The 25,294-nt window shown below is 62.4% G+C and carries 21 protein-coding genes; 18 read left to right on the forward strand and 3 right to left on the reverse strand.

Annotation, left to right across the window (positions count from 1 at the left end; all coding sequences use genetic code 11):
• The first annotated feature begins 225 nt into the window (after positions 1 to 225).
• The 18 genes from dnaA (at position 226) to BCL79_RS20160 (ending at position 21,893) form a co-directional block, all read left to right on the forward strand.
• On the forward strand, positions 226 to 1,560 hold the full coding sequence (gene dnaA, locus BCL79_RS18135; RefSeq protein ID WP_046272260.1) for a chromosomal replication initiator protein DnaA: 1,335 nt from the start codon (positions 226 to 228) through the stop codon (positions 1,558 to 1,560).
• 276 nt (positions 1,561 to 1,836) lie between these two features.
• On the forward strand, positions 1,837 to 2,937 hold the full coding sequence (dnaN, locus tag BCL79_RS18140; protein WP_121043728.1) for a DNA polymerase III subunit beta: 1,101 nt from the start codon (positions 1,837 to 1,839) through the stop codon (positions 2,935 to 2,937).
• Between the two features lie 1,172 nt (positions 2,938 to 4,109).
• Positions 4,110 to 5,207, forward strand: coding sequence for a DNA replication/repair protein RecF (gene recF / locus BCL79_RS18145; protein ID WP_121043731.1), 1,098 nt, complete (start codon positions 4,110 to 4,112; stop codon positions 5,205 to 5,207).
• Between the two features lie 113 nt (positions 5,208 to 5,320).
• Positions 5,321 to 7,780 (forward strand): DNA topoisomerase (ATP-hydrolyzing) subunit B, encoded by a 2,460-nt coding sequence (gene gyrB / locus BCL79_RS18150; RefSeq protein WP_121043734.1) that lies wholly within the window; start codon positions 5,321 to 5,323, stop codon positions 7,778 to 7,780.
• Positions 7,781 to 7,853: 73 nt separating this feature from the next.
• Positions 7,854 to 8,705, forward strand: coding sequence for a CPBP family intramembrane glutamic endopeptidase (locus BCL79_RS18155; protein WP_121043737.1), 852 nt, complete (start codon positions 7,854 to 7,856; stop codon positions 8,703 to 8,705).
• Between the two features lie 73 nt (positions 8,706 to 8,778).
• Positions 8,779 to 9,585, forward strand: coding sequence for a M48 family metallopeptidase (locus BCL79_RS18160; RefSeq protein WP_121043740.1), 807 nt, complete (start codon positions 8,779 to 8,781; stop codon positions 9,583 to 9,585).
• A gap of 142 nt (positions 9,586 to 9,727) precedes the next feature.
• On the forward strand, positions 9,728 to 10,924 hold the full coding sequence (locus tag BCL79_RS18165) for a heme biosynthesis protein HemY (protein ID WP_121043745.1): 1,197 nt from the start codon (positions 9,728 to 9,730) through the stop codon (positions 10,922 to 10,924).
• A 146-nt stretch (positions 10,925 to 11,070) separates the two neighbouring features.
• On the forward strand, positions 11,071 to 11,739 hold the full coding sequence (locus BCL79_RS18170) for an energy transducer TonB (protein ID WP_088435269.1): 669 nt from the start codon (positions 11,071 to 11,073) through the stop codon (positions 11,737 to 11,739).
• A gap of 86 nt (positions 11,740 to 11,825) precedes the next feature.
• Positions 11,826 to 12,584, forward strand: a complete 759-nt coding sequence (exbB, locus tag BCL79_RS18175; protein WP_019184055.1) for a TonB-system energizer ExbB — start codon at positions 11,826 to 11,828, stop codon at positions 12,582 to 12,584.
• 57 nt (positions 12,585 to 12,641) lie between these two features.
• Complete coding sequence (locus tag BCL79_RS18180; RefSeq protein ID WP_046272259.1) at positions 12,642 to 13,067, forward strand: ExbD/TolR family protein; 426 nt, start codon at positions 12,642 to 12,644, stop codon at positions 13,065 to 13,067.
• Positions 13,068 to 13,070: 3 nt separating this feature from the next.
• Complete coding sequence (locus BCL79_RS18185) at positions 13,071 to 13,484, forward strand: ExbD/TolR family protein (protein WP_046272258.1); 414 nt, start codon at positions 13,071 to 13,073, stop codon at positions 13,482 to 13,484.
• 115 nt (positions 13,485 to 13,599) lie between these two features.
• The gene (cls, locus tag BCL79_RS18190; protein WP_121044021.1) at positions 13,600 to 15,060 is read left to right on the forward strand and encodes a cardiolipin synthase; all 1,461 of its coding nucleotides are present in this window, start codon (positions 13,600 to 13,602) and stop codon (positions 15,058 to 15,060) included.
• A gap of 68 nt (positions 15,061 to 15,128) precedes the next feature.
• Positions 15,129 to 15,389 carry a hypothetical protein gene (locus tag BCL79_RS18195; protein ID WP_070474188.1) on the forward strand — a complete coding sequence of 87 codons (261 nt, stop codon included), beginning with the start codon at positions 15,129 to 15,131 and terminating at the stop codon, positions 15,387 to 15,389.
• Positions 15,390 to 15,393: 4 nt separating this feature from the next.
• Entirely contained in the window at positions 15,394 to 16,137 is a 744-nt protein-coding gene (locus BCL79_RS18200; RefSeq protein ID WP_121043748.1) for a pyridoxine 5'-phosphate synthase, read from the forward strand.
• 286 nt (positions 16,138 to 16,423) lie between these two features.
• Positions 16,424 to 17,515: a PA0069 family radical SAM protein gene (locus BCL79_RS18205; RefSeq protein ID WP_121043751.1), complete on the forward strand. Its 1,092-nt coding sequence runs from the start codon at positions 16,424 to 16,426 to the stop codon at positions 17,513 to 17,515.
• Positions 17,516 to 18,770: 1,255 nt separating this feature from the next.
• Positions 18,771 to 20,102 carry an AAA family ATPase gene (locus BCL79_RS20345; protein WP_183073824.1) on the forward strand — a complete coding sequence of 444 codons (1,332 nt, stop codon included), beginning with the start codon at positions 18,771 to 18,773 and terminating at the stop codon, positions 20,100 to 20,102.
• Entirely contained in the window at positions 20,102 to 21,064 is a 963-nt protein-coding gene (locus tag BCL79_RS20155; protein WP_147433925.1) for an HNH endonuclease, read from the forward strand. The genes BCL79_RS20345 and BCL79_RS20155 overlap by 1 nt, the downstream gene beginning before the upstream one ends.
• 508 nt (positions 21,065 to 21,572) lie before the next feature.
• Positions 21,573 to 21,893: a DUF4279 domain-containing protein gene (locus BCL79_RS20160; RefSeq protein ID WP_147433926.1), complete on the forward strand. Its 321-nt coding sequence runs from the start codon at positions 21,573 to 21,575 to the stop codon at positions 21,891 to 21,893.
• Positions 21,894 to 21,987: 94 nt separating this feature from the next.
• On the opposite strand, the gene BCL79_RS18220 is transcribed toward BCL79_RS20160, so the two are convergent.
• From BCL79_RS18220 to BCL79_RS18230, 3 genes are all read right to left on the reverse strand, one after another.
• A complete protein-coding gene (locus BCL79_RS18220) occupies positions 21,988 to 22,698 on the reverse strand; it encodes a 2OG-Fe(II) oxygenase (RefSeq protein WP_121043760.1) in 711 nt (236 codons plus the stop codon).
• 109 nt (positions 22,699 to 22,807) lie between these two features.
• A complete protein-coding gene (locus BCL79_RS18225) occupies positions 22,808 to 23,824 on the reverse strand; it encodes a class 1 fructose-bisphosphatase (RefSeq protein ID WP_121043762.1) in 1,017 nt (338 codons plus the stop codon).
• Between the two features lie 131 nt (positions 23,825 to 23,955).
• Positions 23,956 to 25,158 carry an aromatic amino acid transaminase gene (locus BCL79_RS18230; RefSeq protein ID WP_121043765.1) on the reverse strand — a complete coding sequence of 401 codons (1,203 nt, stop codon included), beginning with the start codon at positions 25,156 to 25,158 and terminating at the stop codon, positions 23,956 to 23,958.
• Positions 25,159 to 25,294 lie beyond the last annotated feature (136 nt).

Raw genomic sequence — 25,294 nt, forward strand, 5'->3', positions numbered from 1 at the left:
GAACCGGAAATTCTATAGACCTCATCGAGGTCCCGTCAAGTGTCTGTCACTACGGGAATTCACCGGGCTGTGCAATAGCTGTGGATCGTTTTGTGAATAACTTTGGGACAACCATTCCCGGCCCCCCTCGTCGGTGGTAGTCTGCGCCATCCATTCTTCCCCCCTTCCGGCCTGCGGTGCGGCGCTTTTGTTCGCCTATCCGCTGGCCCCAGACGATTATTGCCGATGGATGCCTGGTCTCGTTCTCTCGAACGCCTTGAAGCGGAGTTTCCGCCCGAGGATGTTCACACCTGGTTGAAGCCGCTGCAGGCAGATCTGCGCGCGGACAGCCTGGTGCTTTATGCGCCAAACGCCTTCATCGTCGACCAGGTGCGCGAGCTGTATCTGCCGCGCATCAAGGAGCTGCTGGCGCACTTCGCCGGTTTCGGCGACGTTTTTCTTGAAATCGGCTCGCGTCCGCGTCCGGTAGAGGCGCAGATCGCGCCGATTCCGGGCCTGTCCGCACCGGCGGCGCCGGCCGAACCCCTGGTGCCGTTCGCCGGCAACATGGATTCGCACTACACCTTCGCCAACTTCGTGGAAGGCCGCAGCAACCAGCTGGGGCTGGCCGCGGCGTTCCAGGCGGCGCAGAAGCCGGGCGACCGCGCCCACAACCCCTTGCTGCTGTACGGCGGGACCGGCCTGGGCAAGACCCACCTGATGTTCGCGGCCGGCAATGCGATGCGTCAGGCCAACCCGGCGGCCAAGGTGCTGTACCTGCGTTCGGAACAGTTCTTCAGCGCGATGATCCGTGCGCTGCAGGAAAAAACCATGGACCAGTTCAAGCGCCAGTTCCAGCAGGTCGACGCGCTGCTGATCGATGACATCCAGTTCTTCGCCGGCAAGGACCGTACCCAGGAAGAGTTCTTCCATACGTTCAACGCCCTGTTCGACGGCAAGCAGCAGATCATCCTGACCTGCGACCGGTACCCGCGCGAAGTCGAGGGCCTGGAAGCACGGCTGAAGTCGCGCCTGGCCTGGGGCCTGTCCGTGGCGATCGAGCCGCCGGACTTCGAGACGCGTGCAGCGATCGTGCTGGCCAAGGCCCGCGAGCGTGGCACCGATATCCCCGACGATGTGGCGTTTCTGATTGCCAAGAAGATGCGCTCCAATGTCCGCGACCTCGAAGGTGCGTTGAATACCCTGGCCGCACGCGCCAACTTCACCGGCCGTGCGATCACCACTGATTTCGCCCAGGAAACCCTGCGCGACCTGCTTCGCGCCCAGCAGCAGGCGATCAGCATTCCCAACATCCAGAAAACCGTGGCCGACTACTACGGGCTGCAGATCAAGGATCTGCTGTCCAAGCGTCGGACCCGGTCGCTGGCCCGTCCCCGTCAGGTCGCCATGGCCCTGACCAAGGAACTGACCGAGCACAGCCTGCCGGAAATCGGCGACGCCTTTGCCGGCCGGGACCACACCACGGTGCTGCATGCCTGCCGGCAGATCCGGACGTTGATGGAAGCGGACGGCAAGTTGCGGGAAGACTGGGACAAGCTGATCCGGAAGTTGAGCGAATGATGCATGTACGCCGCTAAGGCGTCATCGCATAAAACGGTGCAGAATCCGGTAGTAAGCGAGGTATAGGGTGTGGATAAAAAAGCCGGCTGATTCGACGGTAAAGTTATCCACACCTTTCCCCACCCCTTGGGGGCTAGTAATGCAGAGGGTTTCGCGGTCAAAAACCCTATTGTTTACAAAGGCTTAGTCGTGTTTTCCCGCGATTCTGGCCCTACCAGCACCACCAAGCTTTTGATTTATTCCACATTTTTTTAAAGCATAGGGGCACGGAACCACATGCGTTTCACACTGCAGCGCGAAGCCTTTCTCAAGCCGTTGGCACAAGTCGTCAACGTGGTCGAACGCCGCCAGACCCTGCCGGTTCTGGCTAATTTCCTGGTTCAGGTCCAGAACGGACAGCTCTCGCTGACCGGTACGGACCTGGAAGTGGAAATGGTGTCGCGGATCGCGGTGGAAGATGCCCAGGACGGCGAGACCACCATCCCCGCCCGCAAGCTGTTCGAGATCATCCGCGCCCTGCCCGACGGCAGCCGGATCACCGTCTCGCAGGCCGGTGACAAGATCACCGTCCAGGCCGGGCGCAGCCGCTTCACCCTGGCAACGTTGCCGGCCAACGACTTCCCGTCTGTCGACGAAGTCGAAGCAACCGAACGCGTGGCCATCGGCGAAGCGACCCTGAAGGAACTGATCGAACGCACCGCGTTCGCGATGGCCCAGCAGGACGTGCGCTACTACCTCAACGGCCTGCTGTTCGACCTGCGTGGCGATGCCCTGCGTACCGTGGCGACCGACGGTCACCGCCTGGCGCTGTGCGAAACCGAGCTGGAAAAAGCCAGCGGCGCCAAGCGTCAGATCATCGTGCCGCGCAAGGGCGTGACCGAGCTGCAGCGTCTGCTGGAAAGCGGCGATCGTGAGATCGAGCTGGAAGTCGGCCGCAGCCACGTTCGCGTCAAACGCGACGACGTAACCTTCACCTCGAAGCTGATCGACGGCCGGTTCCCGGATTACGAGGCTGTGATTCCGATCGGTGCCGACCGTGAAGTGAAGGTTGATCGCGAAGCCCTGCGTGCCTCGCTGCAGCGCGCTGCGATTCTGTCCAACGAAAAGTACCGCGGCATCCGCGTGGAAGTCTCGCCGGGCAACCTGAAGATCAGCGCGCACAACCCGGAGCAGGAAGAAGCCCAGGAAGAGATCGAGGCCGATACCACGGTCAGCGATCTGGCGATCGGCTTCAACGTGAACTACCTGCTGGACGCGTTGTCCGCACTGCGCGACGAGCACGTCGTCATCCAGCTGCGCGATTCGAACTCCTCTGCCCTGGTCCGTGAGGCCAGCAGCGAGAAGTCGCGTCACGTCGTGATGCCGCTGCGCCTGTGACCTGAAACGCGCAAGTTCCACGTGGAACCGAGTGGTTCTGAGAAGCCCGGCATTGCCGGGTTTCTTTTTGGGCGGGAAAACGATGTTCCACGTGGAGCATTTGTCTGGGGGCTTGGGCTTTCGCCGTCGCCGTCGCCGTCGCCGTACTGTTGGTTTGATCGTTTGCCGACGCAGCCCAACTCACGTGGACAGACGCCAAGTAGCAAAGCCGACACGTTGGCAACGAGCCTTCACGCCTTCCATCCGACGAGACGGTGACTACGTTCGGCTCCCGTTCCTTCGGTGCGGCACCAGACGGGGTCAGCGAAAAATGGCGATCGACTGCTGTCGCGCTTGTCGATTCTGCCTGCGTCAACCTAGCGAACTGCGCAAATTGCTCGTCTGCTCCGAAGCGCTGTTGCGCCCGGCTTTCAGACCGCTGGATCACAGCTCTATGCTTTTAAAAACTGTATATAAATCTAAAGCTTGGTGGTGGTGGTAGGGCCAGATTTGGTTGAAAAGTAGGTTAAGTGTTTGCTTTTAAAGAGAAATATAGGCTCGAAACCCCCGGTAAAACAGGGTCTAAGCCTGGGGGTGATCCTGTGGATATCTTTCGAGGTGGTGCAAGAGGCCTTTTTTATCCACAGATTGCCCATAGGCTGTGCATAAGCCATACAGAGCGGGTGTGGACAGTCTCGTTTGGGTCTGCGCGCGTTGCTTGGGTTCTACCCTGGGGCGATTGAACCTCACGTCCAGATTTAAAAAAAACAGGGCACCGGCCGCGTCCCTGGCTCGCAAGGCGGGCAAAAAGCGGTGCAAATTCGTTGAAATCTGCAGCACCTCAGTGCTGCGTAGGTCGCAGATTTGAAGAAATTCAGCCCCCTCCGGCGGGCCATGCGGCGGTAAACGGAGGTTTCACGTGGCGGTCCTGGCCGCGGCGCTGACGTCGGCGGCCGACATTGCGCTTGTCTGTCCCAATGACCGTTGGCGTCACCCGAAATGGACGCATGGCAGACCGAGCCGCCACCGCGCTGAACACCGGGACAGACCGATCGGCTCCTTCCGCCCTCGGCGACGGGTCAGGTACCCACCCGCGGCGCGCGGCGCATCCGGCCACGTGGAACCCGGGCAATGCAGTAAGCTGATCGATTCCCCCTACCCGTCTGCCGCCCCGTGCGGTGTTGATCGTCCGCATGCGCATCCGCCGTTTGTCCCTGCACCAGGTCCGTCGCTTCGATACCGTCGAACTGGCACCACAACCGGGCATCAACCTGATCACCGGTGACAATGGCGCCGGCAAGACCAGTGTCCTGGAGGCGCTGCACGTCATGGCGTATGGACGCAGTTTTCGCGGCCGTGTCCGGGATGGCTTGGTACGCCAGGGCCGGGAGGCGTTGGATGTGTTCGTGGAATGGGATGAGCAGCGCGATGGTGCCGATACCCCGACCCGTCGCAAGGCCGGGCTTCGCCACAGCGGCCAGGAATGGAAAGGCCGACTGGACGGGGAAGATGTCGCTCAGCTGGGCACGCTGTGCGCCGCACTGGCGGTCGTCACCTTCGAGCCAGGCAGCCACGCGCTGGTGAGTGGCGGTGGTGAGCCCCGTCGGCGGTTCCTCGATTGGGGTTTGTTCCACGTGGAACCAGACTTCATGGGTCTGTGGCGCCGGTACTCGCGGGCTCTCAAACAGCGCAATGCCCTGCTCAAGCAAGGTGGACACCCCCATGCGCTGGATGCGTGGGACCGGGAGCTCGCCGAGGCAGGTGAGCCGCTGACCACCCGCCGTCAGCACTACCTCGAACGGCTGCAGGAACGGACCGTGGAACTGGCCACCGTACTGGCGCCCAATCTGGGGATCCAGTCGCTGAGTTTGAGTCCAGGGTGGCGCAAGCAGGAGGTATCGCTCTCCGACGCGCTGCTGCTGGCACGGGAACGTGACCGGATGGCCGGCTATACCTCGGTCGGCCCGCATCGGGCCGACTGGAGCGTCGGATTCGAGACCATCCCGGGTCGGGATGCACTTTCGCGCGGCCAGGCCAAACTGACCGCCCTCACCTGCCTGTTGGCGCAGGCCGAGGACTATGCTGAGCAGCGCGGCGAATGGCCGGTGATCGCGCTGGACGATCTTTCGTCAGAGCTGGATCGCCATCACCAGGCGCGGGTGCTGGAACGGCTCAAGGCCGGCCCGGCGCAGATATTCATCACCGCCACCGAGGTACCGGCGGCGCTGGTCGACGCGACAGATATCACCCGGTTCCACGTGGAACATGGACAGGTCCTGGCTGTGCCATAGTGGTCCCCCAGGGGTCACGGTGCCCGGCTGGTATAATTGCTGTTGCAACCCCTTATTACTCGGCGCCCCGCCTCACCGCGGCGGCCCGACCTGCGGAGCCTACGGCAAGCGCAATGACTGAAGAACAGAACATCCCCGCAAACAGCGGCAACTACGACGCCAACAGCATCACCGCCCTGGAAGGCCTCGAGGCTGTCCGCAAGCGTCCTGGTATGTACATCGGCGACGTCCATGACGGCACCGGTCTGCACCACATGGTGTTCGAGGTCGTCGACAACTCCATCGACGAAGCCTTGGCCGGCCACGCCGACAATGTCTCGGTCATGATCCACGCCGATGGCTCGGTTTCGGTGTCGGACAACGGGCGCGGCATTCCCACCGGCAAGCACGAGCAGATGAGCAAGAAGCTCGATCGCGAAGTCTCTGCAGCCGAAGTCGTGATGACGGTGCTGCATGCCGGCGGCAAGTTCGATGACAACAGCTACAAGGTGTCCGGTGGTCTGCACGGCGTGGGTGTCAGCGTGGTCAACGCGCTGTCGCAGAAGCTGCTGCTGGATATCTACCAGGGCGGCTTCCACTACCAGCAGGAATTCGCTGACGGTGCTGCGGTCAACTCGCTCAAGCAGGTCGAAGCCAGCACCAAGCGCGGCACTACCCTGCGCTTCTGGCCCTCGGTGAAGGCCTTCCACGACAACGTGGAGTTCCACTACGACATCCTGGCCCGCCGCCTGCGCGAGCTGTCCTTCCTCAATTCCGGCGTCAAGATCGCGCTGGTCGACGAGCGCGGCGATGGCCGCCGCGACGACTTCCATTACGAAGGCGGCATCCGCAGCTTCGTGGAGCATCTGGCGCAGTTGAAGACGCCGCTGCACCCGAACGTGATCTCGGTCACCGGCGAATCCAACGGCATCGTGGTGGACGTGGCGCTGCAGTGGACCGATTCCTACCAGGAAACGATGTACTGCTTCACCAACAACATTCCGCAGAAGGACGGCGGTACCCATCTGGCCGGCTTCCGCGGCGCGCTGACCCGTGTGCTCAACAACTACATCGAGCAGAACGGCATCGCCAAGCAGGCCAAGATCAACCTGACCGGCGATGACATGCGCGAAGGCATGATCGCGGTGCTGTCGGTGAAGGTGCCGGACCCGAGCTTCTCCAGCCAGACCAAGGAAAAGCTGGTCAGTTCGGATGTGCGCCCGGCGGTGGAAAGTGCCTTCGGCCAGCGCCTGGAAGAATTCCTGCAGGAAAACCCGAACGAAGCCAAGGCGATCGCCGGTAAGATCGTGGACGCGGCGCGTGCACGTGAAGCGGCGCGCAAGGCGCGCGATCTGACCCGCCGCAAGGGGGCGCTGGATATCGCCGGCCTGCCGGGCAAGCTGGCCGACTGCCAGGAAAAGGATCCGGCGCTGTCCGAGCTGTTCATCGTCGAGGGTGACTCGGCAGGTGGCTCGGCCAAGCAGGGCCGCAACCGCAAGAACCAGGCGGTGCTGCCGCTGCGCGGCAAGATCCTCAACGTGGAACGTGCCCGCTTCGACCGCATGCTCGCCTCGGATCAGGTCGGTACGCTGATCACCGCGCTGGGCACCGGCATCGGCCGGGACGAGTACAACCCGGACAAGCTGCGCTACCACCGCATCATCATCATGACCGATGCCGACGTCGACGGCGCGCACATCCGTACGCTGCTGTTGACCTTCTTCTACCGTCAGATGCCGGAACTGATCGAGCGTGGCCACATCTACATCGGCCTGCCGCCGCTGTACAAGATCAAGCAGGGCAAGCAGGAGCTGTACCTGAAGGACGACCCGGCGCTGGACGCGTACCTGGCCAGTAGTGCGGTGGAGAACGCGTCGTTGATCCCGGCCGAAAGCGAGCCGGGCATCGAAGGCGTCGCGCTGGAGAAGCTGTTGCTCTCCTATGCGTCAGCGCAGGAAACCATTGCGCGCAACGGCCATCGCTATGATCGCCAGGTGCTCGAAGCACTGATCGATTTCACCCCGATGGATCTGGAGCACCTGCGCAAGGCCGGCGCCGACGAAGGCCTCGCCGCACTGGCGACCCGCCTCAACCAGGGCAGCCTGGGTTCGCCGCGCTACACGCTGGAACTGCAGGAACCCACCGAGGAGCGTCCGGCCGCGGTGCTGGTCACGCGTCGTCATATGGGCGAACAGCTGATCCAGGTGCTGCCGCTGGGTGCGTTTGAAACCGGTGAACTGCGTGCCCTGCACCAGTCTTCCCTCCTGCTGCACGGCCTGGTCCGTGCCGGTGCGAAGATCAGCCGTGGTGCGAAGTCGGCCGAGGTGGCCAGCTTCGCCGAAGCACGCAACTGGCTGCTGGACGAAGCCAAGAAGGGCCGCCAGATCCAGCGATTCAAGGGTCTGGGTGAAATGAATCCCGAGCAGCTCTGGGACACCACGGTCAATCCCGACACCCGTCGCCTGCTCCAGGTGCGGATCGAGGATGCCGTGGCGGCCGACCAGATCTTCAGCACCCTGATGGGCGACGTGGTCGAGCCGCGCCGCGACTTCATCGAAGACAACGCCCTGAAGGTCGCCAACCTGGATATCTGACACAATCGGGGACGGGCCGGCCGGGTGCGACCTGCACCCTGGCCGGCCATCGCCCCCCGATGCCAGGAATCCGATGTCCGCTACCCCCCCGGCGTCCATGACGCCTCCGCTGCCCCCTGCCGTCCCGTCATCGCCGCGCAAGCCGGGTTCCCCGCTCGCGGGCTTCTTCATCGACCTGGGCATTGGCGTGCTGGTGCTGCTGTCGCTGAGCCTGATCAGCGGCTTGGTCTGGGGGCTGTACCGCGGTGCGATCGTTGGCTACCAGGCCGCTCGCGACGGTGCGGATGCTTCGGCCGTTGCCGGTCTTGCCCAGCAGCTGGGCCAACCCGGGGCGCTCGCCCAGATCCTGATGGCGCTCGTTGCTACCGGTGGTGCCGCGCTGGTGCTGTATTTCTTCCGTCGCCGGGCCACGCCCGCCGAACGTGTGCTGTCCTTCCAGGCGGCACGTCGCCCCTCGACATGGGGGTGGACATTGCTGGTGGCCACCGGTGTGATCATCGGCAGCAACCTGATCGCATGGTTGGCCAAGCAGGGGGGCATCGAACCGGTGCCGACCAATCTGGCGCTGATGGAACAGGCAATCACGCGTTTCCCCTGGTTCCTTGCCCTGTTTGCCGTCGTGCTCGCGCCGGCCTATGAAGAGCTGTTGTTCCGCCGTGTCCTGTTCGGTCGCCTGTGGCAGGCCGGTCGCCCGGTGTTGGGCATCGTCCTGAGCAGCCTGGCCTTCGCTCTGGTACATGAAATCCCCGGCACCAGTGCCAATGGCCCGTGGGAAATCGCCCAGCTATGGCTCGTCTATGGCGGCATGGGTGCGGCCTTCGCCTGGCTCTACCAACGCACCGGAACCTTGTGGGCGCCGATCGCCGCGCATGGCTTGAACAACGGCATCGCCCTGGTCGCGCTGATGTTCCTGGGCATCCATTGATCGATCACGCGGCTTGACGAAAATTTACGTCGCCGCGTTCCACACTGCGCACATGAACACGGGGGGATCGCACATGAAACCAGTGCTGTTGGGAATTGCCATCGCCATGCTGGTGAGCGCATGCGCCACCACGACCTCACCTACCGGCCGCCGCCAGATGGTCGGCGGTGTTTCGCAGGCCGAGCTGGACCAGCTGGGCGCGCAGGCGTTCACCGAGACCAAGTCCAAGGGAACCCTCAGCAAGGACCCGAAGCAGACCGCGTACGTGCAGTGCGTGGTCAATGCGCTGGTCGCCCAGTTGCCGCCTCAGTACCGTGGCGTACGGTGGGAGACGGCGTTGATGGTCGACAAGGAGCCCAACGCGTTCGCCCTGCCCGGCGGCAAAGTCGGGGTCAATACCGGCATCTTCACGGTCGCCAGGAACCAGGATCAGCTGGCCGCTGTGATCGGCCACGAGATCGGGCACGTCATCTCCCGCCACCACGAAGAACGCATCACCCGCCAGATGGGGGCGCAGACCGGCTTGTCGGTTCTGGGCGCGCTGGCGGGCGCCGCGTACGGTGAGGGCGCGGCCAGTACCGTCAGCCAGCTTGGCGGCGCCGGTGCGCAGGCCGCGTTCCTGCTGCCCGGCTCGCGGACCCAGGAAAGCGAAGCCGATATCGTCGGCCAGCGGCTGATGGCCGAGGCCGGTTTCAACCCCGCCCAGGCAGTGGATCTGTGGCAGAACATGATGGCCGCCAGTGGTGGTCGCTCGCCCCAATGGCTGTCCACTCACCCCGATCCGGCCAACCGTATCCGCGAACTTCAGCGAGACGCGCCGTCCCTGAGTGGTGTATACCAACAAGCCCAGGCGGCCGGGCGCAGGCCGAAGTGCGGTTGACGCGCCCGGAGATGGCCCAAAGATGCTGTATTGCAGCATCGGAAACGATTTCTCACGCCATCAGTTTCTGATACGTTTGGCGGCTCAGATTTTTCTGACAGTCCGTTTTGATGCCGCTGCGGCGGTTCGATCGAGGTGAAAGATGATTTTCAGCAACCACAAGCAAGCCGTCCTTTCCGTCCTCATCGCGACCGCTGTAAGTGGCGCCATGATCACCGATGCATTCGCCCAGGCCCGCTCGGCGGAGCGTGGCGCGCGGGGTGGGCAGAAGCAGGCCAAGGCCGAAGTGCTCTACCCGAACGCGACCCGCCAGGAGCCGGAGCAGAAGTCCTCGGCCAAGGTCGGCCCGAAGCTGCAGAAAATGATTGACAGCTACAACGACCAGAAGTTCCCGGAGACGCGCGCGCAGGCTGACGAAATCCTGGCGAACCCGGCCGCCAACACCTACGACAAGTCGCTCGCCGCGCAGCTCGCCTCGCAGGCGGCCTACCAGCTGGACGACGTCGCCTCGGCCAAGAAGTACCTCGAGCAGGCGCTGCAGCTCGGCGGCCTGGACAACAACGGCCACTATCAGTCGATGCTGATGCTCGGGCAGCTGCAGCTGCAGGACGATCAGATCAACGAAGGCCTGGCCACGCTGGACAAGTACTTCGCCGAGACCAAGTCGAACAAGCCCGAAGAGCTGATCGCCAAGGGCCAGGCGCTGTACCAGGCCGAGCGCTATGCCGAGGCCATCCCGGTGCTGCAGCAGGCCATCGCCGGCTCGCCCGAGCCGAAGGACAACTGGAACCAGCTGCTGATGGCTGCCATGGCCGAAGCCGGCCAGACCGGTGAAGCGGTCAAGCAGGCCGAAGCGCTGGCCGCCAAGAACCCGAACGACAAGAAGGTGCAGTTGAATCTGGCCAGCATGTACATGCAGGCCGACCAGATGGACCAGGCCGGCGCTGTCATGGCCAAGCTGTACGCTGCCGGCCAGCTGACGGACGAGCGCGAGTACAAGCAGCTGTACTCGATCTACGCCAACAGCGAGAACAAAGAAAAGGACGTCATTGCCGTTATCAATGATGGCCTGCAGAAAAACATCCTGAAGCCGGATTATCAGGTATACCTGGCATTGGCTCAGGCGTACTACTACTCCGACCCGCAGCAGACGGACAAGGCGATCGAGGCGTGGCAGAAGGCTGCCCCGCTTTCCAAGGACGGCGAGACCTACCTGAATCTGGCACGCGTGCTGCATTCGGAAGGTCGCATTCCGGAGGCCAAGCAGGCCGCCCAGCAAGCGCTGGCGAAGGGTGTGAAGAACCAGGCGGATGCCAAGAAAATCATCAACCTGAAGTAAGTAGGAATAACGCCTGAACGCCTGCATAAGTGATGCGCAGGCGCTCAGGATTGGTATAAGCTTGGAGGTTCCTGCGGTGTCATGCACCGCTGATCATGGGCTACCTGTCCCCGGGTATCCCGGCCCCACTAATGAGCTCTTGGCGCATGACGGAACAACTAGTCGTTCACAGGTACGAACAACGCGATGACACCGGCCTCTCCTGGCCGCGTATCGTGGGTATCGCTTTTGTAATCGCACTGCATCTCGCCGCCTTCATGATGCTTCTGATCCCCGCCGTGGCTCCCAAGGCCGTCGCGGAGAAAGAACGCAACATCATGGTGACCCTGGTCGACGCTCCGCCGCCGCCACCACCGCCGCCGCCGCCGCCGCCGCCGGATGACACCCCGCCGCCGCCGGTCAAGAACCTGTCGCCGCCGAAGCCGTCCCCGGTTCCGCCGCCGCCGCAGGCTCCTGTGGTCGATATCCCGGACCCGCGTCCGACCGACATCGTCACGCCGCCTTCGCCGCCGTCGCCGCCGCAGCCGCCGAGCACCATTGAGGCAAGCGTCGACATCTCGTCGAAGAACATGAACCCCCCGCGTTACCCGCCGGCCGCGTTCCGTGCTGGTATCCAGGGTGAAGTCATCCTGATCATTGACGTCGATGCCAATGGCAACGTCACCAATGTGTCGGTCGAGAAGTCCAGCCGTAACCGTGACCTCGATCGCGCCGCCATGGACGCAGCTCGCAAGTGGAGCTTCCGTTCCGCGGAATCGGGCGGGAAGAAGGTCGCAGGTCGCGTTCGCGTCCCGGTCAACTTTGCGCTGAACTGATAGTGGCCGGTGGCCCGCCGGCCACCGACCCTAGCGGTTATTTCTAGCAATACCCTTTATCACCACACACAACAAAGGTAAGCGTCATGCTGCAGGAACTTTTCATCGCCGCTGCTGCCGGGGGCAACTCCAACGCCCTGTCGCAGATGGGCTTCGAGCACCTGATCCACGAGATGACCACCCAGCCGGGTGACTTCGCCGTCTCCTGGGTCGTGCTGCTGACCCTGATCATCATGTCGGCCATGTCCTGGTACTGGACCGTCATCAACATCTTCCGCGCCACCCGTCTGAAGGCTGCTGCCGACAAGGTCGTGAGCCTGTTCTGGGATACCCCGAACGCCCAGGACGCCATCCGTGCGATGGAAGAACAGCCGGCTTCGGAGCCCTTCTCCAAGATCGCTCTGGACGCTGCACAGGCTGCTGCGCACCACCAGCGTTCGGAAGGCGGCACCTCGGGTGGCCTGGGTGAAAACCTGAGCCGTTCGGAGTTCGTCGATCGCGCCCTGCGTCAGGCCGTGACCCGCGAAAGCAACAACCTGCAGTCGGGCATGACCCTGCTGGCCACCGTCGGCGCGACCGCTCCGTTCGTGGGTCTGCTGGGTACCGTGTGGGGCATCTACGGCGCGCTGATCAAGATCGGTGCCACCGGTTCCGCCTCGATCGACGCCGTTGCCGGCCCGGTGGGTGAAGCACTGATCATGACCGCCATCGGTCTGTTCGTGGCTATCCCGGCCGTGTTCGCCTTCAACTTCTTCAGCAAGATCAACAGCGCCACGATCAGCAAGTTCGATACGTTCGCTCACGACCTGCACGACTTCTTCGCCACCGGTTCGCGCGTTCGCTAATAGCGACGCGCGTCACCCAGCGAGAACGTAGTCAACACGATCTAGACGGAGCCCGTTATGGCTTTCAGTAGTGGTAACAGCGGCGGCCCCATGGCCGACATCAACGTTACGCCCCTCGTGGACGTGATGCTGGTGCTGCTGATCATCTTCATCATCACGGCGCCCCTGATGTCCCACAAGGTCAAGGTGGATCTGCCTGAGGCCAACCTGGTGCAGAATCCGGAAGACGCTGAAAAGCGGGCGAGCCCGATCACCTTGGCAGTCAAGGAAGACGGCTCGATCTACTGGAACGACGAGGAAATCGACAAGCAGACTCTTGAGTCGCGCTTGGCGACCGCCGCCCAGCAGACCCCGCAGCCGCCCCTCAACCTGCGTGGTGATCGCACCACCAAGATGCGCGTCATCAATGAGATGACGAAGGTCGCGCAGGAACAGGGCATGCTCGACGTGGGCTTCGTCGCCACCAAAGTAAAGGGGCAGTAAGCCATGGCGTTCAGTACTGGTGGTAACAAAGGCCCCATGGCCGACATCAACGTCACGCCCCTGGTGGACGTGATGCTGGTGCTGCTGATCATCTTCATCGTCACCGCGCCGATCATGACGTACCCGATCGCCGTTGACCTGCCGCAGCGCGTGCTCAACCCACCGCCGGTGACGGTCGAACCGCCGCCGCCGATCGAGCTGAAGGTGGACGCCAGCAACCAGGTGTCGTGGAACAACAGCCCCGTGGCTGTGGGCGAACTGCAGCAGCGTATGGAACAGGAAGTGCAGCGCGATCCGACCAACCAGCCGGAACTGCGCATCGATGCCAGCCCGGACTCCGAGTACGACGTGATGGCCAAGGTGTTGGCTGCCGCGAAGAATGCTCAGATGAAGAAGATCGGCTTCGTACAGCAGTAATACGCAATACGCAGTCATGACGCGACTGGAAAACGCCCCTGGAAACAGGGGCGTTTTTTTTGTGCCGCCGGCCGTGGATACGCGCCAGCGCCACGCCGCCCGCTATCATCCGGCCATGCTTGCAACCTTCGACGTCTTCGGGGACTGGCTCGATGCCATCCCGCACCTGCGCCCCCTGATGGTGGCGGCCTACATTCTCTATCTGCTGTGGCTGACCGGCTGGATCATGCTGCAGAAGCGCGAGCCGGTCGCCACGCTGAGCTGGATCCTGTCGCTGGCCGCCCTGCCCTACCTTGGGCTCTTCATCTACTACCTGCTCGGCCCGCAGAAGGTGAAGCGGCAGCGCCTTCGCCGTGGCCGTTCGCGTTCGGGCATGGAGCACTACAGCAGCGTCTGTCCACCGGACGCGGACTGTACCGAGCTGGCCAAGATCGCCCAGGCCACGACCGGTCTGTCGCCAAGCTCGGCGACCGAAGTGGAGTGGCTGGTCGACGGTGCGGCCACCTACAGCGCGCTGCTGGCCGCCGTGGCCAAGGCGCAGGATCACCTGCACCTGGAGTACTACATCTTCAATCCGGACCACGCCGGCACCGCGCTGCGAGATGCGCTGACCGAGCGGGCCGCGGCGGGGGTACGGGTGCGCCTGCTGCTCGACGCGGTCGGCTCCTCCTCCATCCGCAAGCGCTTCCTGCAGCCGCTGCAGGATGCCGGTGCCGAAGTGGTGTGGTTCCATCCCCGGCAGCTGCTCAAGCCGTTCAAGCGGCCGTGGTTGAACCTGCGCACGCACCGCAAGCTGGTCATCATCGATGGCCTGCAGGCGTTCACCGGTGGCATCAACATCACCGATGAGGAAGACGAGAGCGTCCGCCCGGATGCGTATCGCGACCTGCACATGCGCCTGCGTGGCCACGTGGTGCGCAGCCTGCAGCTGGTCTTCATCGAGGATTGGATCTACGCCACGGGCCAGGAGCCGGCGCGCTTCAACATCGCGCAGTTGTGGCCGGAGACCATGCCCAGCCGCAGCGAGGGCAGCATCAATGCGCAGGTGCTGGTCTCCGGGCCGGATTCGTCGTGGGAGACCATCCACCGCCTGCACGTGGCGGCGATCCACGAAGCCAAGGAGCGCGTCTGGCTGGTGACGCCCTACTTCGTGCCCGGCGAAGCCGCGCGCATGGCACTGACCTCGGCCGCACTCGGCGGCCTGGACGTGCGCCTGCTGGTGCCCAAGATGAGCGACTCCTGGTTCGTCACCCAGGCCGCGCGCTCCTACTTCGACGAGCTGCTGCAGGCCGGGGTCAAGATCTACGAGTATGGCCCGCGCATGCTGCATACCAAGGCCTTCATCGCCGATGATGACGTGTGCATCGTTGGCAGTGCCAACTTCGATCACCGCAGCTTCCGGCTCAACTTCGAGCTCTCGATGATGATCAGCGATACCGGCCGCGTTGCCGCGCTGGCCGAGATCCTGCTCGCCGAATACAGCAGCGCCTCACCGGTCTACAACGACCGCCAGCGTTCGCTGTGGCGGCACCGTGTGCCCGAGGCGTTCGCCCGCCTGGCCTCGCCGCTGCTGTAGCCACTGCTCCCCGTGGAACCGCACCCGGCGCCAGCGCTACACTGGCCCGGTCAATCGGGGAGAACGACATGTACTGGCTGTTTCTGCTGTTCGCGCTGGCCTGTTTCGGCATGGCGCTCAAGACCCCCCACATGGGGCTGATGGCGCTGTCGCTGCTGGGCACCCTGGTGTTCCTGCTGGCGTGGGTCCGCGGCCTCTACGTGGCCCGCTTCGGCGATGTGCAGCCCACCCGCGCGGCCATCACCGATCCCAACGAACTCCGTCGGCTGCGGGAGCTCGCCCTTCAGGCGCGTACCCCGGCCGCTCAGGGTGAATCCGACCCCTCGTAGTGCCATGACCCAACTCAGCGTCAACGTGAACAAGATCGCCGTCCTGCGCAACTCGCGCGGTGGCACCGACCCGGACGTGCTGCAGGCCGCCCGTGCCTGCCTGGAGGCCGGCGCGCATGGGATCACCGTGCACCCGCGCCCGGACCGCCGCCACATCCGCGCCGAGGACGTGCTGGCGCTGTCCGCGCTGACGGCCGAGCGTGGCGTGGAATTCAACATCGAAGGCAATCCGTTCGCGCCCCCGCGCGAGGGCTACCCCGGGCTGCTGCCGCTGTGCGCGCAGACCCGTCCCGCCCAGGCCACCCTGGTACCCGATGGCGACGGTCAACTGACCTCCGACCACGGCTTCGATTTTGGCCGCGACGCGCAGCGCCTGCGCCCGCTGATCGCCGCGTTGAAGACGTACGGCTGCCGGATCAGCCTGTTCGTGGACGCAGGCAACCCCGACATCGCCCAAGCCGCGGCCATCGGTGCCGACCGCGTAGAGCTCTACACCGGCCCCTACGCCGAGGCGCATGCCGCCGGCGACGCCACCGCCATGCTGGCGCTGTTCGGCGATGCAGCGCGCCGCGCCCAGGCGGCCGGCCTGGGCGTCAACGCCGGGCACGACCTGTCGCAGGACAACCTGGCGGCGTTCCTGCAGGCGGTGCCGGACGTGCTGGAAGTCTCGATCGGCCACGCCCTGATCAGCGAGGCGCTGTACGCCGGGCTGGATGCCACGGTGAAGGGGTATCTGCGGCTGCTGTGATGCGGCGCATATCCCTGCCGCGCAAGGTACCCCGCATCCGGTAGGAGCCGAGCGCTGGTCGGCTCAGCCGCCGGGTGACATGGCACGCCAGGCACGCACCCTGACCCTGTGGATAATCTGGGGGATCAAATCGGTCCCCACCTCCGGCGAACCTTATCCGGCGCGGGTTTCACTTCCAATCACCTCTGTGGTTAGTAATACTACTAACCATGGATATCTCCCATCCCCGCCGTTCCGATGCCACAACGTCTCATTCCCTGAGACGTCCCGGCGATAGCCTTTGACGATGGGTATTGCGATCAAAGGCCGGGGCTCCCGCACGCACCTGGCGGGCCGCTTCGAGGTCACCGTCAGCGAAGCGATGGACGACGGCTGGGCGCCGGACGAGAGCGAGGAGTTCGCCGCGCCGCGGCTGCGTACCGAAGTGCGCGCCGAGACCGCGCGCAGCATCATCAGCCGCAACAAGTCGCCGGACGTCGGCTTCAGCCAGTCGGTCAATCCGTACCGCGGCTGCGAGCACGGGTGCTCCTATTGCTTCGCCCGGCCCTCGCACGCCTATCTCAATCTCTCGCCCGGTCTGGACTTCGAGACCAAGCTGTTCGCCAAGACCAATGCGCCGCAGCTGCTGCGCAAGGAGTTCTCGCGCCCCGGCTACGTGCCGCAGCCGATCGCGCTGGGCATCAATACCGACGCCTACCAGCCGATCGAGCGCAAGCTCAAACTCACCCGCCAGCTGATCGAGGTGATGCTGGAAACCCAGCACCCGTTCTCGTTGATCACCAAGAATGCGCTGGTCGAGCGCGACATCGACCTGCTTGCGCCGCTGGCCGAAAAGCACCTGGTCAGCGTGCACTTCTCGGTGACCTCGCTGGACCCCCACCTGTCGGCCAAACTGGAACCGCGCGCCTCGGCCCCGCATGCACGGCTGCGCGCGATGCGTCGCCTGAGCGATGCCGGCATCCCGGTCGGGGTGATGGTCGCGCCGGTGATCCCGTGGATCAACGATGCCGAACTGGAAGCTGTGCTCGAGGCCGCACACGATGCCGGTGCCACCACCGCCGGCTACGTGCTGCTGCGCCTGCCGCTGGAAGTGGCGCCGCTGTTCCGCGATTGGCTCGACACCCACCATCCGGACCGCGCCACGCACGTGATGAGCACCATCAACCAGCTGCGCGGTGGCAAGGATTACAACAGCCAGTTCGGCACGCGCATGCGCGGCGAAGGGGTCTACGCCGATCTGCTGTCCAACCGTTTCAAGCTGGCCCGCAAGCGCCTGGGCTTCGACGCGCAGCACAGCCATTGGCCGAAGCTGGACTGCACCCGCTTCCTGCGCCCGTTGCCGCCGCGGGCGGAGTCACCGCAGGGCTCGTTGTTCTGAGGTTTAAGACAAAGCCTGACTTGCCGCTGTCAGCACAATGAAAATTCCTTCTCGATTAAAAGTGCTACTCGTCTAGCGGTTAGGGGAAGTGACTCTGGAGAGCGCTGTAAATGACGTCCCTGATGATTGATTCTTGTTTAAATTGCGTGCAAACCATATAAGCACTCTGTTGCACTGACAACAGCCAGCCCTTCGGACTCCTAGCGGGGATTGCGTAGAGGAGACGAAGGAAGGCATTATCCGGCCGGGCTGAACGGGCCTGCACTTTAAGGAAGATGAGCGAATGCAGTACGTTGACCGCGGTACGGAGCCGCCCCCCCAGACTCTTCTCGGAAGTGTTCCAAAACTGCTGCGCAAGACGCTCTGTGACTTCATGGAGCAGCGCGACGAACGTCGTGCCCAGTCGAGTCCGCCCACAGGCTCTTTGAACTTCACGCAGGGAGGAATGCAACAGTCGCTCGAAAGGCTATTCAACGGTCGCTGCGCCTTCTGTGAGTCCGCTGGTCAGACGGAATACTATCAGTTCCGTCCCATCGGAGAAGCACAGCCATACAAGAAATCCGAGTACGCCCACCTATATTATTGCTGGCTGGAACTGGCTTGGCAGAATTTCTACGCAGTATGCGGCTCCTGTCGCCCCTCGGAAGCAGCGTACTTTCCGGTGAATGGCGGTCGTGCGGAGGTTCCGCATCACGACTTATTTTTCAGGTACTCGGAGCAAGACAACGGCCTTTGGCCTCCGGATTCGTACCCTCCACGAGAATCTCCTCTATTGCTTGATCCATGCGAAGATCGGGACTTCCAAAGGCATATCTGGATTGGATTGGAAGGTGATCTCCAAGGTGCCTCTCGGCGCGGTAGCATAACCATCAATCACTTTAATCTAAATAGGCCCGTCCTGGTCGAGGCACGTCGAAAAGCAAACATGCATCACTTAGGTAGAATACGCAATACGCTCCAGTATAAAAGCGTGAATGAAATGCCCGAGGATTTATTCAAGTTTGAAGGGTTGGAGTTTGGCGGGACATGGTACTTATTGCTCCGAAGATTGGCGGCTATAATGGCAGCAGAGACCGGTGTCCACTTATCTCTCTCGCGCAGAGACATTAAAAAAACCTTCCTTCGTCTTTGCAGTAGATCCGATGGTTTTCACCTATTTAATAAGTGTGAGCTGAGGCTAGAACGAGTCCTCAGTCCCCCGCCAGCCGAACCCCGAATTCCAGCGCGTAGACCAAGCCAAGCCCAATTGGTAGCCGTGGAAATCGAGAACTTTCGATCGATCGAGCATCTCCGGTTCGAGATTCCTGCTCCTTCCGATCCGGCAGAGGGTGGCAAGAGAACACCTGCACTTGTAATCCTGGGCGAGAATGCAACGGGCAAGAGTTCTATCCTCGAAGCGATCACGATGGCGTTGGCCAGCTCAGAAGCGAACCTCGCACTAGGGATTCCCGATCGCCAGCTCATTCTGTCACCAGATCACTTTGGTGAATTCGATGTATCCCCCCCTCCCTCCGCGAGTATCTCACTTCAACTCCTAGAGGAGGGCAAACTACTCACGCGGAACATGGAACTTGGCATCTCATTTAGCAATCAAAGAACAGCCAAGTCTGAAGATGCCATCCCTGTTTTCGCCTACGGCGCTTTCAGAAAATATGGAATGAGGTCGCCGGTAGGCTCAGCGTCTAAACACATTCGCAATTTGTTCGATGCCAGTGATCTTCCGAACCCTGAGAAATGGTTGCTGGACCTGAGCGAAGAGCGTTTCGCAATGGTGACGCGTGCGCTTCGCACAGTTTTCTCAATTGAAGGAGAATTCGACGTGATTCTCCGCGATCAAAGTGAGCGTCGATGCCTGCTTGTGAGCGACGTTGATGAGCAAGGACGCCCTTTGTCCGCTACGCCACTTCAGACGGCGTCTTCGGGCTTTCGCTCCGTGCTCGCGATGACCTGCGATGTCATGCAGGGAATGATGAATCGCCGCTTCAATCCGAAATTCGAAAGCTTGCACACGTCACGCGGGGTAGTGCTAATCGATGAGATAGAGTCACATCTGCATCCGCGATGGAAGATCGCGATTGTAAGTGCGCTTCGCCAAGCGCTTCCCAACGTGACCTTCATTGTGACAACGCACGATCCGCTGTGTCTGCGCGGTATGGATGACAATGAAGTAATCGTCCTGCGCCGTGCCCGCTTGAAAAGTGGCCGTACCGCCAGAGGTATGCGTAGCCGCGTAGAGATACTCAAAGATGTACCTGCAGTAAGCTGCTTTCGAATCGAGCAACTTCTTACCTCTGATCTATTCCAACTTAACTCCACAGATGATCCTGCGGTTGAAGCAAGGATGTCAGAGATTTCCAGTCTGCTGGCGTCTACGGATGTCACTGATGCTCAACAACAGACTATTGATGCATTCAAGAATGACGTCTCAGCCGCAATGCCAGTCGGTACGTCGGAGGCTCAACGCATTGTGCAGGAAGCTGTAGCGGAGTACTTGCAACAGCGTACGCAAGAGCAGGCGAACCAGATGTCGCAGCTGAGGGAAAGCGTTAAGAAGCGAATAATCGATGCTCTCCGCGGAGGAAGCTGATGCGCAAGGTTAATCGCAGCAGCGTGCCTGCCCCGCTTTGTCTTGTGGCGAAGGACAAAAAGGGAAAAACGGAATATCAGCGTGCAAAGGCGCATCAAGCTGCCGCTAAGAGGGCCAAGAATGCCAAGACGCCTCAGAAGCCCAAGCCTTCCTTTGAGTACTCTGCGTACAAAAAGGGTGAGGTGAAGCGCGCGCTTGCAACCCTCTTCCATGGCAAATGTGCTTACTGCGAGACGTTCTATTCAGCTTCATCGCCAGTGGATGTTGAGCACTATCGACCGAAGGGATCCGTCGATGGGGTCAAAGATCACCCCGGGTACTGGTGGCTAGCTATGCGTTGGGAGAATCTTCTGCCGAGTTGCATCGACTGCAACCGGCGACGCGGCCAGTGGAATCCGTCCTGCGCGATTACTTTGATCAAAGCGACTGTACCAGCGTCAGTCGGGTGGAGCTGGGTGCAGTCAGGTAAGCAGGATCATTTTCCGATAGAAGACGGAAGCCTTCACATTAGTACGGAGACCGGGGTTCTTTCCACTGAAAACCCTCTACTTTTAGATCCATCTGTCGACGATCCAGCTCAACACTTGTGCTTTCATGTGGCTGCTGCGGGCCAGCTCGCATTGGTTGGGCCAGCGCCCGGAGGAAGCCTAAGGGGAAAAACGTCGATCGAAGTGTATGGCTTGAACAGGCTTGGCCTTGTGCAAGAGCGAACGCGTTCGCTACGCCAACTGGAGTTCATGGGGGCACTAGTGTTGGAACTCGGATGCATCATCGAGGATCTGGAGTCGGGGCACGTGTCGGTTGGACCGCGCGGCTCGTCCGTCTCTGACATTCCAGGTCGTTTGCGACTGGTGCAGGACACATTGTTTGGCCGTATACGGGAGATGGCTCAGCCAACATCGCCTTACTCGGAGATGGCGAAAACGTGGATCGCTGACTTCTCAAGACGCCTAGGAGCTTAGTGAGCGTATCCCAAGATCGCGGTGCAGCAACGCGGCTTGAAACTCTGTCTGCCTTTCTCGGAAAAGCTACGGCGATACTGCATCTAAGGCGGAGCAATCGGCGCATAGTAGCGCGAATGCGCTTTGGGCCTGACCTTGGCTTAAGTGCGTCGCTCTTGCTTCATCTGAAGAGATAAACGAAAAGCGGTTGAGACTGTATTCAACTAAAATTGTACGATTGACGCAAAGCCAAATCGGCAATCAGATAGCTGGCGGCTTACGAGTGTTCAGAGCGGTAAAGTCATTGGATGATGCTTCGTATTCAGTCTAACAGCAGCCATTGGGGAGAGCGCTTGACGCTATATTGATGGAGAGCCCGAAAGAGAGCTGAGGCAATCTGCTCTGAAAGGTGCACGCCACAAGTGCGAGCCTGCTCGTTGCGTAGTAAATGGAGTCCGAACAAGCGATTTAGGGTGGTGGCAACTTCTTCATCTACACCAAGCTATAGGTAGCCAGCGAGACGCTATGCTTGAAACCAGAGGTCAGTCACAGCATTGGAACGCAAGAGAGGACTCCATTTGGCGATCGCCTTGAAGGCCCTACCCGCTGCACCTACCGCGGCTTTCCGCTCGTCGAGAAGACACCGGGTGTCTTTACGGATGTGCTGAGTGAGCTGCTGAGGCGCATTGAGCGGTATCGCGGATTCTTCGCGCAGACCGTGCTCGACGGTGGCCGCACGGAACTCTTTGTCGGTGTCTTCAAAGAGGATTCGGTCGGGTTCACCCTTGAGCCGCACGTGATGATCGAGTTGGCCAGTCTTTCGTTGGAGCTGTCTGTCGATATCTACTGATACCGACAACTACGCGCGGCTCGCCCTTTCGCACAGGTTGTGTCCGCTCACGTGATGATTGAACGCGGCAAGAGGCGATCACCAGGCAGGGCGCTCAATTCCCACCGAACAACTTCTGCGCACTCTGGAAAAGAACCCAGCTCGTCGCAATGAACTTGTCCCCACCCTGCGGCCGGTTGCCCCGGTGCGTGTGGGTAAACGCGGTCGGTGCGATCAACAGGCTGCCCGTGCGCGGCGCGACCTTGCGGCCCTGGAACAGGAACTCGGTTTCGCCGGCGTCGAAGTCGTCGTTGAGGTAGAGCGTCCACAGCAGATGGCGGTGCAGCGTTTCGCCGGCCGGATCGCGTGGGTACAGCTCGCAGTGCCAGTATGGATAGCCGCCCTCGCCCGCCGCATACCATTGCAGATTGATGGCGCCGGGCCGCAGGCAGGTGCGGGCCAGGTCGGACAGCGTGGCGTCGTCCATGTCGGGGAAATCCTCGGCTGCCAACCGGCGCGGTTGGCCGTCGCTGTCCTGGATCTGCAACATCAACGGCGAGATCAGGGCCTGTGGATAACGGCGTAGATAAGTCAGCAAACCCTTGAAAACCGCCTGCTGCAGCACTGCTTCCGCCTGCCGCCACTCGGGCCGCCCGCTGATGCGAAGATCCTTGCTGTGCTTGAGTTCCGGGAACACACCGCTGCCCACTTCGCCCGGCTGCAACTGCGCACTGGATCGCATCTGGGCCTGCAGGGCCGCGCAGACCTCGTTGGGGACGGCGTTGTGGATTACTTCGATGAAATCGAGCGGTGCGTCGGCAGTCATGGGGTCATCCGTGGGCACGAATGGCCGATGGTGACCGCTGCCGTGGCCGATGTCACGCCGTTGCCACGTCACAACAGGGCTGACCGGACGGCCAGCCCTGTGTAGGAAATCAACCCACCGCGCTGTCGTGTTCGCGGTGGTAACGGGTGGCTTGCTCCACCTCGTTGCGCGAGCCGAGGAACACCGGCACGCGCTGGTGCAGCTGATCTGGCTGGATGTCGAGAATGCGCTCGCGGCCCGTGGTGGCGGCGCCGCCGGCCTGTTCGACCAGCAGGCCCATCGGGTTGGCTTCGTACATCAGGCGCAGCTTGCCGGCCTTGGACGGATCCTTCGTGTCCCACGGGTAGATGAAGATGCCGCCGCGGGTCAGGATGCGATGCACGTCGGCGACCATGCTGGCGATCCAGCGCATGTTGAAGTTCTTGCCGCGCGCGCCTTCCTTGCCGGCCAGCAGGTCCTGCACGTAGCCCTGCATCGGGGCTTCCCAATGCCGCTGGTTGGACATGTTGATCGCAAATTCCTGGGTGTCCGCCGGGATCTGCATGTCCGGCGTGGTCAGCACGAACTCGCCCTTCTCGCGGTCCAGGGTGAACGCGTGGGTGCCGTGGCCGACGGTGAGCACCATCTGCGTGCTCGGCCCGTAGATGCAGTAGCCGGCGGCGACCTGCGCGGTGCCCGGCTGCAGGAAGCTGGCATCGTTGGGCTGCTCGGTGCCCGGCGGGCAGCGCAGCACAGAGAAGATGGTGCCGACCGACACGTTGACGTCGATGTTCGAGCTGCCATCGAGGGGATCGAACAGCAGCAGGAAGTCACCGCGCGGGTAGGTGTCGGGCACCGGCTGGCAGTGATCCATTTCTTCCGAGGCGCAGGCGGCGAGGTGGCCGCCCCAGGCGTTGGCTTCCAGCAGGATCTCGTTGCTGATCACGTCCAGCTTCTTCTGCGCTTCGCCCTGCACGTTGCCGGTACCGGCTTCGCCGAGCACACCGCCCAGCGCGCCCTTGCTGACCGCGATGGAGATGCTGGTGCAGGCGCGGGCGACAACAGCGATCAGCTGGCGCAGATCGGCGTTGATGCGGCCGGCATGTTGCTCTTCGATCAGATAGCGGGTCAGCGACGTCTGGGACATGGAATCAGGCGGCCTTCAGAGGGGAAGCGCCTATTGTCGCCCTTCGCCGGAGCCATTACGAGGCGCGGGCGGCACCGCATGGCAGAACGGCCGCGCAGGGCGGCCGTTCTGCGTCACAGGGGCAATACTGCTCAGCCCTTGCTGACGGTCGCCACGGCCTTGGCCACGTATGCCAGGTTGCCCTGGTTGAGTGCGGCCACGCAGATGCGGCCGGTACCGACGGCGTAGATCGCGAACTCGTCGCGCAGGCGGTCCACCTGGGCGCGGCTCAGGCCCGAGTAGGAGAACATGCCGGCCTGGTCGTTGATGAAGGCGTATTCCGGTGCGCCGGCGGCAACCAGGTTCTCCACCAGGCCATGACGCAGGGCGTGGATGCGCTCACGCATCTCGGTCAGTTCCGCTTCCCACACCTGGCGCAGCTCAACGCTGTTGAGCACGCCGGCCACCAGCGCGGCGCCGTGGTTGGACGGGCTGGAGTAGATCGTGCGGATGATGCGCTTGACCTGCGACTGCACGGCCTTGGCCGCGTTCGCGTCCGGGGCGACCACCGACAGCGCGCCAATGCGCTCGCCATACAGCGAGAACGACTTGGAGTACGAGTTGGCGACCACGAAGCTGTCGATGCCGGCCTCGGCGATGATGCGCACGGCGGCGCCATCTTCGCTGATGCCCTTGTCGAAGCCCTGGTAAGCCATGTCGATGAACGGGAACAGCTGGCGGTCCTTCAGCAGCTCGGCCACCTGCTTCCACTGCGCGACGGTGAGGTCGGCACCGGTCGGGTTGTGGCAGCACGCGTGCAGCAGCACCACGGTGCCCGGCTGCAGCTTGCCCAGGTCGGCCAGCATGCCGTCGAAGTCCACGCCATGGGTGGCGGCATCGAAGTAGGTGTAATCGACCACGTCGAAGCCGGCCGCGCCGAACACCGCGCGATGGTTTTCCCAGCTCGGGTTGCTGATGGCGATGGTGGCGTGCGGCAGCAGCTTGTGCAGCAGGTCCGCGCCGACGCGCAGCGCACCGCTGCCGCCGATGGTCTGCGAGGTGGCCACGCGGCCAGCAGCCAGCAGCGGCGAGTCCTTGCCGAAGACCAGCTCGCGGGTGGCCTGGGTGTAGGCCGGCAGACCGTCGATCGGCAGGTAGCCGCGCGGTTTGGCGTCATTGGCCAGCTGCTGTTCGATCGTGTTCACGGCGCGGAGCAGCGGAATGCGGCCGCTCTCGTCGTAATAGATGCCCACGCCCAGGTTGACCTTGATCGGGCGGCTGTCGGCGTTGTAAGCCTCGGTCAGGCCCAGGATCGGGTCGCCTGGGACCAGTTCCACATTTGCAAAGAAGGACACGGCGGTACTCATTCGGATGACGGAAGGGGGAGGGTGGCGCGAAGAGGAGATGGCGGCAGAATCAGCCAAAACCGACCCATCGTAACAAAGCCCTGCCGAGGGCGCCGAGGCCGTCGTCACGTCACCTTCCGTACCA

The organism is Stenotrophomonas rhizophila (genome assembly GCF_003651185.1).
In the GTDB taxonomy this organism is placed as follows: Bacteria; Pseudomonadota; Gammaproteobacteria; order Xanthomonadales; family Xanthomonadaceae; genus Stenotrophomonas; species Stenotrophomonas maltophilia_Z.